13 protein-coding genes are annotated in these 12,772 nt (G+C 48.0%); all 13 read right to left on the reverse strand.

The window, feature by feature from the left end; all coding sequences use genetic code 11:
• Nucleotides 1–156 precede the first annotated feature (156 nt).
• The 13 genes from rodA to SB752_RS08395 all read right to left on the reverse strand — a co-directional run bounded on the left by rodA (nt 157) and on the right by SB752_RS08395 (nt 12,743).
• Nucleotides 157–1,287 (reverse strand): rod shape-determining protein RodA, encoded by a 1,131-nt coding sequence (rodA, locus tag SB752_RS08335; RefSeq protein ID WP_410715213.1) that lies wholly within the window; start codon nt 1,285–1,287, stop codon nt 157–159.
• Nucleotides 1,288–1,344: 57 nt separating this feature from the next.
• Complete coding sequence (gene minD / locus SB752_RS08340; RefSeq protein WP_410715214.1) at nt 1,345–2,139, reverse strand: septum site-determining protein MinD; 795 nt, start codon at nt 2,137–2,139, stop codon at nt 1,345–1,347.
• A 19-nt stretch (nt 2,140–2,158) separates the two neighbouring features.
• Nucleotides 2,159–2,836, reverse strand: a complete 678-nt coding sequence (minC, locus tag SB752_RS08345) for a septum site-determining protein MinC (protein WP_410715453.1) — start codon at nt 2,834–2,836, stop codon at nt 2,159–2,161.
• A 96-nt stretch (nt 2,837–2,932) separates the two neighbouring features.
• On the reverse strand, nt 2,933–5,380 hold the full coding sequence (locus SB752_RS08350) for a peptidoglycan D,D-transpeptidase FtsI family protein (RefSeq protein WP_410715215.1): 2,448 nt from the start codon (nt 5,378–5,380) through the stop codon (nt 2,933–2,935).
• A 26-nt stretch (nt 5,381–5,406) separates the two neighbouring features.
• Nucleotides 5,407–5,931, reverse strand: a complete 525-nt coding sequence (gene mreD / locus SB752_RS08355) for a rod shape-determining protein MreD (protein ID WP_410715216.1) — start codon at nt 5,929–5,931, stop codon at nt 5,407–5,409.
• Entirely contained in the window at nt 5,931–6,917 is a 987-nt protein-coding gene (gene mreC / locus SB752_RS08360) for a rod shape-determining protein MreC (RefSeq protein ID WP_410715217.1), read from the reverse strand. The genes mreD and mreC overlap by 1 nt, the downstream gene beginning before the upstream one ends.
• Nucleotides 6,918–6,931: 14 nt before the next feature.
• The gene (locus tag SB752_RS08365) at nt 6,932–7,975 is read right to left on the reverse strand and encodes a rod shape-determining protein (RefSeq protein WP_103108266.1); all 1,044 of its coding nucleotides are present in this window, start codon (nt 7,973–7,975) and stop codon (nt 6,932–6,934) included.
• Between the two features lie 37 nt (nt 7,976–8,012).
• The gene (radC, locus tag SB752_RS08370; protein WP_410715218.1) at nt 8,013–8,711 is read right to left on the reverse strand and encodes a RadC family protein; all 699 of its coding nucleotides are present in this window, start codon (nt 8,709–8,711) and stop codon (nt 8,013–8,015) included.
• Between the two features lie 101 nt (nt 8,712–8,812).
• Nucleotides 8,813–9,400 (reverse strand): Maf family protein, encoded by a 588-nt coding sequence (locus SB752_RS08375; RefSeq protein ID WP_410715219.1) that lies wholly within the window; start codon nt 9,398–9,400, stop codon nt 8,813–8,815.
• 8 nt (nt 9,401–9,408) lie between these two features.
• Nucleotides 9,409–9,648, reverse strand: coding sequence for a DUF4321 domain-containing protein (locus tag SB752_RS08380; protein WP_103108325.1), 240 nt, complete (start codon nt 9,646–9,648; stop codon nt 9,409–9,411).
• A 165-nt stretch (nt 9,649–9,813) separates the two neighbouring features.
• Nucleotides 9,814–11,082: a hypothetical protein gene (locus tag SB752_RS08385; RefSeq protein ID WP_410715220.1), complete on the reverse strand. Its 1,269-nt coding sequence runs from the start codon at nt 11,080–11,082 to the stop codon at nt 9,814–9,816.
• Between the two features lie 81 nt (nt 11,083–11,163).
• Entirely contained in the window at nt 11,164–11,646 is a 483-nt protein-coding gene (locus SB752_RS08390) for a prepilin peptidase (RefSeq protein ID WP_410715221.1), read from the reverse strand.
• Between the two features lie 89 nt (nt 11,647–11,735).
• Nucleotides 11,736–12,743, reverse strand: coding sequence for a ketoacyl-ACP synthase III (locus tag SB752_RS08395; RefSeq protein WP_410715222.1), 1,008 nt, complete (start codon nt 12,741–12,743; stop codon nt 11,736–11,738).
• Between the last annotated feature and the right edge of the window lie 29 nt (nt 12,744–12,772).

Genomic DNA, 12,772 nt, shown 5'->3' on the forward strand with positions numbered 1-12,772 from the left:
GCGTCAAGGAAAAAAAGCCATACGAATCGCGATTGACAAATGGTGACGTCTCTCACATCCGTACGACTCCATAACCAATCCATCAAATCACTATAACTTGTAAAAATGGTTAACTTAGGATGATTTTATCATATGATTTTCCTTTTGTCACGCAATTTAGTCGAAGCGCAGCTTGTCTTTGCGCATGCCGATATTGAGGACAACACCCATAATCATAAAGTTGGTAACGAGTGAGCTACCCCCATAACTGATAAACGGAAGCGGAATACCCGTGATCGGCATCAGCTGGATCGTCATTCCAATGTTTTCAAAAACTTGGAAGGTAAGCATCCCCACGACTCCGGCAACGACATAGGAGCCGAATGGATCTTTAGCTTCCATGGCGATCCGAATCATCCTGTAAATCAAAAAGAAAAACAAAATCATCAGGAAGCCTGCACCAACAAAACCGAGCTTCTCTGCGATGACTGTGAAAATGAAGTCACTTTCACCGACTGGCACCCAGCCGAAGCTGGCTTGTGTTGGGGTGTCTATTCCTTTTCCGAACAGCTGACCCGAGCCAATCGCAATCAGCGCCTGCTTGAGCTGAAAGCCTTTCCCCATCGCGTCAATATCCGGGTCCATCCAGTAGACGACCCGATCCCATTGGTAGGGCTTGACGATTTTAAAGAAAATATCTTGCCTGTACTCGTACAGCAGGGTCATTGTCCCAAAGAAACTCCCAATTAATCCAAGCAAATACACGGCATGCTTCAAACGAAGCCCACCGACAATGAGCATGGTAGTCAGCATCGCCATAAATACCAATGACGTTCCCAAGTCAGGCTGTAGAAGGATCAGCAGCAGGGGGACTCCTACGAGCGAAGCCACTGGAATCAATTTGTAAAAGTAGTAAAATCGATCCGGATCTTCTGCACGCTTTGCCATAAACCGGGCAACGGTCAATATGGTGAATAGCTTCATCGGCTCGGATGGCTGGAATAGTACTGGTCCAAGGTCATACCAGCTGGTCGTATTGTTGATCGGTTTCGTTTCAAATACACCAATCAGCAATATGAGCCCAAAAGCGTACAAGATATAAGCGGTGTTGTGAAATAACTGGTAGTCAAAAAGCAACATAACAGCTAGTACGCTAAATCCGATTATATACCACGTTACCTGCTGATGAGCTTTGTCAACCCCGGCAGCAGATCCTGAGATGCCCAGATAGCTGAACACGCCAAGCCCTGCCAAAATCAAAATAATGGTCCAGTCCAGCGTCTTTAAATAACGTTTTTCCAGGTCCATACTTTTCCTCCTAGAAAACGTGACTCCCCTCTTTTTCAGAAGGGAGCCCTGCCTTACCTATTTTAACCCAAAGAATTTGCGCATCTTGTGAAATACACCCGCTTTTTCCTGAAGAGGCTGCAGCGGAACTGCTTCCCCTAACAATCTGCGAGCAACATTGCGATAAGCGATTGCAGCACGTGATTCGTGATTCATCACAGCAGGCTCACCATTATTGGCTGATTTAATCACGTGATCATCATCTGGTACTACTCCGATTAAGTCAATGGCTAATAAATCCAAAATATCCTCGACATCGAGCATATCTCCGTTTTTCACCATATGAGAGCGAACCCGGTTGATGACAAGCTTCGGCATGCCTACTTTTTCTCGCTCCAAAAGGCCTATAATTCGGTCAGCGTCGCGCACGGCAGCCTTTTCGGGCGTCGTTACGACGATGGCCTGATCTGCTCCTGCCACAGCATTACGGAAGCCTTGTTCGATTCCAGCCGGGCAGTCAATAATCACATAATCAAATTCGCGCTTTAACTGCGTCACGATTTCATTCATTTGCTCGGGACTTACTGCAGACTTGTCCTTTGTCTGGGCAGCAGGCAAAAGCGACAGATTTTCAAATCGCTTGTCCTTGATGAGTGCTTGCGGGAGGCGACATGAGCCCTCTGCCACATCGACCAGATCATAGATGATCCGGTTTTCCAGTCCCATCACCACATCCAAATTTCTAAGTCCAATGTCCGTATCTACCATGCATACCTTTTGACCTAATAACGCTAGCGCAGTTCCTAAATTTGCGGATGTGGTCGTCTTTCCCACGCCGCCTTTGCCTGAAGTTACGACAATTCCTATCCCCACGTCCGTTCCTCCTCTTCCCTCAACCCTCATGCTTTTTTTCACCCAGCTCGGGGCGAATTCGCGGCAAGTAATTCATTTTTGCCACCAGCATTGTGTCATCTTCCAGATAAGCAAACTCGGTGCCCCCGGAATTGTTCGTCCACTCTTCACCCGGCTTGCTGATCACGTCGGCAATCCGCAATTGGGTAGGACTCATGACAGCTGCGGCAATGATGACTTGATTGTCTCCAGAAATACCAGCGTGGGCATATCCTCGGAGATGGCCCAGCACATATATATTTCCTGTACTGCGAATTGTTCCGCCTGGATTGACGTCTCCTAGCAAGAGCAAATCACCATCGAACTCCAGTACTTGACCAGAGCGAACGGTATTCACCTGCACAGAGAAATGGGTTTTAAGACGTTCAGCAAAAGCTTCTTCCCGTGTAATCACATCGGCTTCAATCGTGTGAATAACGAGGTTCCCCTTTTGCCGGATAATTTGAGTCAACTGCTCTTGGTGCTCAGGTGAGCAGTAACGTTTTCCCAATTTAATCGATACCCGAATCAGCGGCCCCGACAAAATCTGTTGGTGGCTATGCTCTATTTTTTCACGCAAGTCGGCCAGCAGTTCGTCGAAGGAACAAGTATCGTCCATAAAGAAGACGAGACCGTCTTTCGTTCCTTTGATTGTGACCTTGCTTTTCACAGTCGTCACCGGTTTCACCTCGACCGATATCTTTCGCCACATAGAAAGATTTTTCCTGCTCCACATGAAAAATTTGCCGAATCGGGTCAATTCCTAGCGGGCTCATTACGGTTGGGTTGTTTCAGACGACGGGGGAACTACTCCGTGGGTGAGTACTCCCGGGTTCAACTCGTTGTACGCTTCCAGCAATCGGCGTGCGATCGGTCCTGTTGCATCAGAACTCGACGTTCCATCGCGCAAGCTGTTTGGAGCAATAACGACGAAAACGACTTGCGGGTTTTCATAAGGAGCAAAGCCGACGACCAAGGCGTTTTCTGCTTTTTGTCCAGTTTGGGCTGTACCTGACTTGGCAGCGACTGCAAACGGCAACCCGGCGAACGCTCTGGAAACGGTACCGCCTGGCTGCGTAACCATGCGCATACCCTCTCTGACCACTTGGATGTACTTTGGATCGATCTCGACGCGGTTGAGCACCTCAGGTTCGATCAGCGTAAGGGTCTGTCCCGGCTTTTTCGGATCGGTTGTACCACGACGAATCTCTTTGACGAGATGTGGACGAATTCGGTAGCCTCCGTTGGCAATCGTCGATACATACTGTCCGATTTGCATCGGTGTAAACAGGTCGTACTGACCGATCATGGCATCTGCAAGGTTGCCGTAATAATTGTAAGGGTTCGGTCTGCCAGTACTTTCACCTGGCAAATCAACTCCTGTTTTTACTCCTAAACCAAACTGAGCGTTGTAGTAATCGAGAACAGAAAACTGTCTGATCCAATTTTCGCCACCTCTTCTCAAAAGACGAACCGCCATTTCATACATATACGTATTGTTTGACACCTGCAGGGCACGGCGAGCATTAACAATCCCATGCCCTCCTGGCTTCCAGTTCCGTTTATACGTCGAAGTTCCGATCTTCAACCCACCGCGGTCATTGATCGTTTCATTAGGCGTAGTCAAGCCTTCCTGTAGAGCAATCATAACGGACAATGGCTTATAGGTGGAAGCAGGTGGATACGGTGTATAAATGAACCGGTTTGCCTCGTTTGGAAGGATCAACGACGAGTAATTCTCGTTGAATTTCTTGCGATCATAATACAAATTCAAATCGTAATCAGGGTAGCTAGCCATCGCCAAAATTTCTCCCGTATTGGGATTCATCACGAGAACATGGGTATCTTTGAATTCTTTTGGCGTGGTCGGCTTTTTCTTAAATGCTTCAAATTCCTCTTTTAAGATCGCTTCGACCCTACTTTGAAAACGCCAGTCTAATGCAAGCACGAGATCATTACCTGGCTCAGGCGCCCTACGCAACGTCTTTTCAACCGTCTCGGAATTTTTGTTAACATGGACATCCATGATCCCATCCTTGCCTCGTAAAAAACGCTCGTAGGAGCTTTCCAGTCCCGTGACACCAATCCGGTCGATCGCATTATAGCCCTGCGCTACGTATTCCTTTAAAATTTCGGGCTTAATGGCGTTGATATAGCCCAGAAAATGGGTTCCAAATGCTGACCCATCCGGATCCTCAAAAATTTGTCTGACTGGCTCCAGCTCTACACTAATCCCTGGCAGCTCTGTCCGTCTTTCTTCGATTTGAAACATCTCAGATTGTGTAATATTCACCTTGACACGACGCGGGATATAACTAGCCAACTGTGGAGAGCGCAACTCCTGTAGCAGGGAAAGCTTGTGCCACTGGAATTGCCGTTGTTGTTCGTTCAATGGCAAAGGAATATCCATACCGAATAAGTTAACTAACCGGAGGAGATCCATATCCGATTTATCTGAGAGTCCGGTTGGAGACGGTAGCAACCGAATTTGTGTCTTTACCTCTTTGGCCAAATCGGTTCTATCTTCTTTGTCCAAGGTAAGGCTTATGTCCAGATTTGCAGTAATTGTATATTTCAACAGATCTGTATCGGACATGTTATTAAAATCCGGAAGCTGCTGACCTGTTCCTTTTAAATGGGTAGTCAGTTTTTTAATGACTTCATTGCGCTCACGATCATCAAACGGAGACCGTACACGCAGTCCTACATACATAGCCGTTTTTACGAGTTGGAAGTCAGACATCTTGTCCACATCTTCCTGCCTCGGAACAGCTTTTAATTTGGCTGCAATCTGTTCCTTCAGCTTACTCGTTTTCTCCCTGTCAAACGCGACAGGCAGTGTAGAGCGCAGCTCGATCGTCTTTTTCAGGAGCTCTTTATCCGTCCCGAATTTCGTGATATCCGGAATTAATATTTTTGCTAATCGATCCGCTACCTTTTCTTCATCAATATCTTTGCCCTGTTCTTCGACGTACTGAACGGTGTAAACGGGCTTATTGGAGACGAGAACAACGCCATTTTTATCAAGAATTCGGCCGCGCGGAGCAGAAATAGGCAGCTCACGAATGCTGAACTTTTCCAGCTCGTGTCGATACTGCTCTCCTTCTACCAACTGCACAAAGGCAAGCCGTAAAATAATCGCTGCGAAGAACAAAAATACGATCAAGAACAATATATTCAGTCTCACAGGTATGTGAGATTTCGGTTCTTTGGCCTCTTCCACGAGCTTCTCCCTCCTTTCCGGGTCCCTTATTCCATGAGCAAATCTCGTTTTGCCAAAATTTTATTGCACATTCTCATAATAGGAACGTACATAATCAAGGCAAACGCGAAATTAAAGACCACACTCGGCAAGATTTGTCTAGTGAGAATCCATTGAACGTCATAAGGGGCAGCCGAAAACAAGCGAAACAGGCTGTACAGCAGCCACTCGTGGCCAAACAGGATGAGGATGGTTGTCACGAGCATCATCCCGAACCCGCGTTGGAACAAAAGCACGATCATCCCCGCAAAGTAGCTGGCTACCATCATAGACATCATGTAAATGCCAATGACTTGACCAAACAGGACGTCTTGGAGAAAGCCAAAGGCAAGCCCGTAGTAAAGACCTTCTCTTCGCCCCAAAAACGCCGAGATAAAAATGCAGCATACAAGCGCAAAGCGGGGTACTGTCGTCCATGACAGACCCCATGTCTCTGGTGAGAAGACTGGCATAACAGTTCCTTCGAGGACAAACAACACCACTACAGTCACTGTCAGCAGAAAGCGAGCCATTACTGTCCACCCCCAGCTGGAGGCGGTGTTGTCCCAGTTGAAGCGGGCGGTACCGCTTTACCATTTGCCCCAGGTGCTGATGTTTGATTTACTGGCTGCTGCGGAATGACTTCACCATTTGCTGAAATGGAAAAATTGCGTTCCACAACCATAACCTCGTTCAATTGTGAGAAATCGGCGCTCGGCTGGATGTACGCCGTTTGAGTCAAGCCATAGTCATCTGGTTCGACGCGCACGATATAGCCGATCGGCAAGTTACGCGGAACGACCCCACCAAGACCCGAGCTGATCACTTGTTGTTTTGCTTCAATTTTCAGGCCCCATGGAATTTTTCGCATGACGAGCATACGCTGTTGGGAGTCATATTCTTCTACGACACCGCTGATGTTTTGATAAACCTCTACACCGTTTACGATTTGTTTCGCCTGAATATCTGCAGAAATGTGGTCACGTCTTTCGTAGCTGGTCAACAATTCCACTGTGGCAGAGAAATTGGCGACGCTTTGTACGCGACCAATCATTCCATTGGAGGTAATCACGGCCATATCCTTTTTGATTCCTTGCTTTAAGCCTTGGTCAATGGTAATTACGTTGTTCCACGTATCTGGATTGCGCGCTACAACTTCAGCAAAAATAAGGTTATACGATTTGAGAGAGCCTTGTGCCCCTACTATTTTCCGAAGACGCTCATTCTCTGCTTTCAACTCATGCAACTCTGCGCTCATTTGCGCATATTGATCAAGCCCGGCCTTGAGTACTTTATTTTCTTCGTAAACGCTGTACGCATCATCAATTTCCTTAAAAAAGCCAGAAACAGCCTGAGCAGGGCGATAAAACAAGCCCTGCACCACGCTGAAGGTATCTTTGAAAAACATTTCTGGCCATGTCAGATTGACTCGTTCTCGAGATGTGTAGCCTACGACTGAAATGAGCAAAACCAGGCCAACTAGTACGATAATAAGCCGCTTGTTCCCGAAAAACGACATGCCCTGACCTCCGTTTATTTACCCCGTTTTTGTCGGGAAGAGGTGATCCCATGCTTCGACTTGAACAGATGAATGTTATCCAGTGCACGCCCTGTACCGATGGCTACACAGTCCAGTGCATTCTCCGCTACATGCACAGGCATCCCCGTTTCTTTGGCCAACAAGCGATCCATATTACGCAGAAGCGCTCCCCCGCCAGTCAATACGATACCCCGATCCATAATATCTGCAGCAAGCTCCGGCGGACTTTTCTCCAAAGTTACCTTCACCGCTTCCACAATCGCTGCCACTGTTTCGGCCAATGCCTCAGCAATTTCCGTACTGCTTACCGACAAGGTTTTTGGCAGGCCTGACACGAGATCGCGTCCGCGAATATCTACATTCTCTGCCTCTTCTGGTGCAATCGCAGAACCGATCTCCAGCTTCAGTGTTTCAGCTGTGCGCTCCCCGATCATCAGATTGTAGCGGCGCTTGATGTATTGCATGATAGCCCCGTCCATTTCATCTCCGCCCACACGAATGGAGCGGGATGTAACAATCCCGCCTAAGGAAATGATCGCAACCTCAGTCGTACCGCCACCGATATCGACAACCATACTTCCTGTCGGCTCCCAAACTGGCAAATCCGCTCCGATCGCTGCGGCAAACGGCTCCTCGATCGTATGTGCTTCTTTGGCGCCTGCCTGCTTGGTCGCGTCTTCAACGGCGCGCTTTTCTACAGCAGTAATCCCAGATGGCACGCATACCATTACATTAGGACGACGGCTGAATAAGCCTTGGTTTTTTTGCGCCTGATTAATGAAATAGCGCATCATTGTTGCTGTCGTATCGAAGTCGGCGATAACACCGTCTTTCATCGGTCGAACAGCGACGATGTTTCCAGGCGTACGGCCAATCATGCTTTTCGCCGCGTTTCCTACCGCTTCAATTGAATTGTTGTTCGTACGAATCGCCACAACAGACGGCTCTCGCACAACAATTCCCTTCCCTTTCACAAAAACCAATGTATTAGCAGTGCCGAGGTCAATCCCCAAGTCACGTGTAAATCCTCCAAACATAAAAAAACTCCCTCCGCTATTTTACAATTGCAAGCATTTATAAGTACCCCTGCTCTTTTAAGCTGATGTACTTGCCATCCCCTATGATCACATGATCCAACAAGGAGATTCCCACCAACTCACCCGCTTCACGCAGCGTATGCGTGATCGCGATGTCTTCCCTGCTTGGCGTGGGATCACCACTCGGATGGTTATGTAGGCAAATCACTGATGCGCTGCTGCGACGGATCGCTTCTTTGAAGACTTCTCTAGGGTGCACGATGGAAGCGTCCAGACTGCCTACAAAAATCGTCTGCTTGCCAATCACGTGGTTCTTGGTATTGAGAAAGAGACACACAAAATGCTCCTGTGTCAAATGAGCCAGCTCTGTTGACATCAATTCGGCCACATCGCGAGGTAGTCGGATAGAAGCCCGACTTTGACGAGGAACGGCAACTAATCTGCGGCCTAATTCAAACGCAGCATGCAGCTCTATCGCCTTGACCGGACCAATTCCTTTTAGCTCTGTCAGCTCTGCATGGGAGGCATCAGCCACCCCTCGTAAATCGCCAAACCTGACTAACAACCTCTGAGCAAGCTCATAGGCAGTCTCTTGTTCCCTGCCTGTCCGCAGTAAAATGGCAAGAAGCTCTGTATCAGACAAATGGTCTGCTCCTTCTCGAAGCAACCGCTCCCGAGGACGTTCATAGTAAGGGACGTTTTTCACGGTTATTTTGTTACAGGTATTTGTTGCCATTTTTCTACCGCCTCCAGCCATTTTCACTTTTATCGGAACGGCTGGCATGGAGGGCGATCATTAGAAGTATGGCCGTTGCCACTTGAAGCCAAGCTAGACAACTATAAAATCACAATACCAAAACGAGAGAGCATATTGGCAGTCAAACATAGCGGAAGACCGACAACTGTAAAATAATCGCCTTTAATCCCTTCCACGATCGTAGCACCAATACCCTGAATTGCATAGGAACCTGCCTTGTCCATCGGCTCCCTCGTTGCAATGTAAGATTCAATCTCCACTTTTGAAAGCGGACGAATCTTTACCTGGGTATGGCTAAACGATACTTCCGAACGCTTAGTTGCAGCATCAATCAGCGCGACGCCACTGTATACAGTGTGTTCCTGACCTTGCAGCATGGACAGCATTCGGAATGCGTCACTCTCGTCCACTGGCTTCCCTAAAATTTGTCCGTTTAAGACAACAATGGTATCAGAGCCCAAGACAATCCCTTCCGTCAACCGATCAGCGATAGCCGCGGCTTTACGTAGAGACAGCTCTTTCACTACATCTTCCGGTGAAAGCCCTGGTGCCGTAGTCTCATCCACATCGCTGGTCAAAATCTCAAAGGCAATACCGAGATTTTTCAGTAGCTCTCTGCGACGAGGCGAGGATGAAGCAAGAATGAGAGATTCTTTTGTTTCCGTCATTTTTCACCCTACTTTATGCGTCGATGTATCCAAAATGCGAGGGCAAGCCCTCCGATACTGGCTAGATTTAGTTTTACCTGGAAGTTCAGGTCGTACTTCAAAATTTCTAAATCTGCCGCAGGTGACCATGTTATCATTTTGCTCTTGGCCAGAAAAGGGACCCAGGGACCCAAAATCTCCCCTACAATGCTGCCGAACAAGAGTCCACTGACCAACAATAACAACAGTATAAGCGTATCTTTTCCCATAGCTTCCCCAACTCCCTTTCTAGAAGGGATTCTCTTTTTGCCATCAATAAGTTTAGCAAATGGGGGAGTGTGAAACAATCCCTGATTGCTCTTGGTAGTTACTGTATATAAAGAAAAGACCTCCTGCAAGAAAACATTGCGGAAGTCTCGTGCTCAAAGGCGAACCTATTCTTTTTTCTGTGCCTGCTGGAGCAGACCCGCGTACCCCTCCAAATACTCTAGTACACCCGCCTGTACTTGCCATGCATAGGATTCGGCGCTTTCTACTTTTTTACCTGCACTCGCTTCTGCCATTTTTTCTCTGGCTGCCATCGCCTGATTGATGCCATTTACCATCGCTGTATACTGCGGCTTCATGGCTTCGGGAACTTGCACCATTCGGCTTGATTCCAAGAATTGGCGATGCTGTTCCTTGAGCGTTGCTGTCTCTTGGGGTGAAGAGGAGAGCTGACCTGTGGTAATGATCAGTCCAGAGTGGGATGACAGGGTTTGGATCAGCTTTGCTCCTTTGCTGAAAAAGCCACTCACATCCGGTGCGGCTCCTGATGTCTGGACAACCGGAAGCGTGCCTTGAAAAGTGGGGAAGGCAAATTCTTTGACGTAAACATCCATTCCTTTGTTCTTCAGACTGGTCGCAAATCCGAGAACAGCATCTCTTGTAGGCGCAGCCGCTGCAAACATGTATTGCTTGGCACTGTCCTTGTACACTAGATGAGGTATGCCCATTTTATCGAGCGGCTGAGCAACTGTATCTGGAGCAGCATCCTTTTGAAAGACGCCTGCTTGCGCTACAAACATATTGATCTGTGGCAGCTGAAGCGTAATTTCACTCTCGCTACCGGCTGACGAAGAAGTGGCCGGAGTTGCCCCTCCTACGCTGCCTGCCTCCCCTGGCAAAACAGGACCTGCGAGCTTCTGATTATCTGTAGCTGGACTTGCAGCCGTCAGCGTCTGCACTGTATCCTCTAACACTGTACGATAAGACTCCGGGAACTCTTCCTTTGTAAAAACCGTCAGTACCAAAAAGCCGAACAACAACCCGACAGAGATTGCTCCCCCAGTAGTCAAAACCGTTTGTAAGACTGGTCCCTTTGGAAAGTAGGAGAAGAGCTGACTGACCTTCGTATTACCAAACCTCTTCTCTTCAAAAACCTCATGGTGAATCTCTTCATGCTGCTCGACGAAATCCGGCATCTCTGCCTCTCTTGGTGCCTCACGCTCTCCCATCTCTCGCAGCTGCTTCATCCGATCCATAGCATCATTTCCATTTTTCACATGAATCGGACCTGGAATGGAAATCGGGGGTGCTTGAATTCGCACGCGCGGCGGCAATTCTTTCTTTGGTATTTGCTTATCTGCGCTGTCCTCGCGTTTTTCTTCCCAAAACTTCCCGTTCATTTTAACGGTGACATTATTTCGTTTTTCTCCGCTCATACTCATGCCCTCCCAGCAACAGGCTCTTTGTACTAGCTTACGTTGCCTCTGGACGGGTTATGACACATACTAGTAATTCTATCAAACAAAATCTAGCACAAGAGAAAGCAGCTGCCAGAGCATACCTATCGCCACAAAAGGTGCAAAAGGCAGAGTATGTCTCGTACTGACTTTTTTCGCGAGAGATAAAAAGAGTGCCGCCAGGAAAGCTGTCACGCATGTAATCGTAAGCATAGACAGGAACTCCTGAAAGCCGAGTGCAAAGGCCATAAAACCAAGCAGCTTGGCATCTCCCATCCCCATCGCAAAAGGTAAGCAGAAACTGAACAGGGCAAATCCCAGGAAGAAAACGGCCCCGGATAAAGCATGCATGGACCAGAGATAATCCTTGATAAAGAGGAAAGCCACTATCACCGAAAAGAGCAGCCCGAATAAAAGCGCACGGTTCGGAATTCTCCTCTCGTAAGTATCCGTCCGAGCTACATACAAGCACACCGTTAGTAAACAGAAGTACAACACGACGTGACCGGTATCAGACTGTCCAAAAGCTATGGGTACGACCACATTACTACACCTCCCTGAAAGAGAGCTTACTCCTTTAATCTGGCACAAAAAAACACCGACCCGTAATCATGATCGGTCGGTGCTTCTTCTTATTTTTCTCCATCCAAATCCCAGGTGAGCATCAGGCCTGCGTGGACGAGTCCACCACCAAAGCCGTATAAAAGGAGTGTGTCGCCTGATTTTACCCTCCCCTGCTGAATCCCCAGATCAAGCGCCAAAGGGATGCTGGCCGCCGATGTATTGCCGTAGTGCGTCATGCTGACAAGAGTCTTTTCGATCGGGAAATCGCTCTTCTCACAAATGGACTCAATCATCCGCAGGTTGGCGCTGTGAGGAATGAACCAGTCAACATCCTCCAAGCTTTTACCTGCTCGGTTAACCACCTGCTCCATCCCTTTGGGAATCGTGGTAGCCGCCCATTTGTACACTTCTCTGCCGTTTTGGACGATGCAGCCAGTTGGTGTCAAATCGCGCCCGAACATTTTCTCTGACATGCCAGAGCGGTAGACATGTATGCCTCCGTCTCCTTTTGAGCCTGAGTAGAAGGAATGAAAGCCCGGAGCCTTCTCATCTCTTTCTACCAAAACAGCCCCGGCACCGTCTCCAAATAAGATGCATGTCGTACGATCCGTGTAATCGGTCACTTTGGACAGGGTTTCTGCAGCCACTACCAATACTTTTTGATGCAAGCCTGAGGAGATCATCGTGTTTGCAACGTGCAAGGCATACGTAAACCCTGCGCAGGTCGCTGATAGGTCCATCGCCCCTGCCTGCTCGATTCCAAAGTGAGCTTGGATTTGGGTAGCAACGCTCGGGAAAGGATAATCGGGCGTGCTTGTGGCGACGAGAATCATATCTACATCGGTTACGCTTTTTTGATACGTTTCGATCAGCTTTTCAACAGAGGCGATTGCAAGATCGCTTGTAAATTCCTTATCTGCGGCAATTCTTCGCTCACGAATCCCTGTTCTCTGAAAAATCCATTCATCGGAGGTATCAACCATTTTCTCAAGGTCGTTGTTGGTCAATATACGTGTCGGAACGTAGGTGCCAATTGCGGTAATACGTGCTGTATTTTGAGTAGAATTCATCACCATACGATTATCACCTCATGTATTTAATGACC

Source organism: Brevibacillus sp. SIMBA_040, assembly GCF_046535075.1.
Classification (GTDB): domain Bacteria; phylum Bacillota; class Bacilli; order Brevibacillales; family Brevibacillaceae; genus Brevibacillus.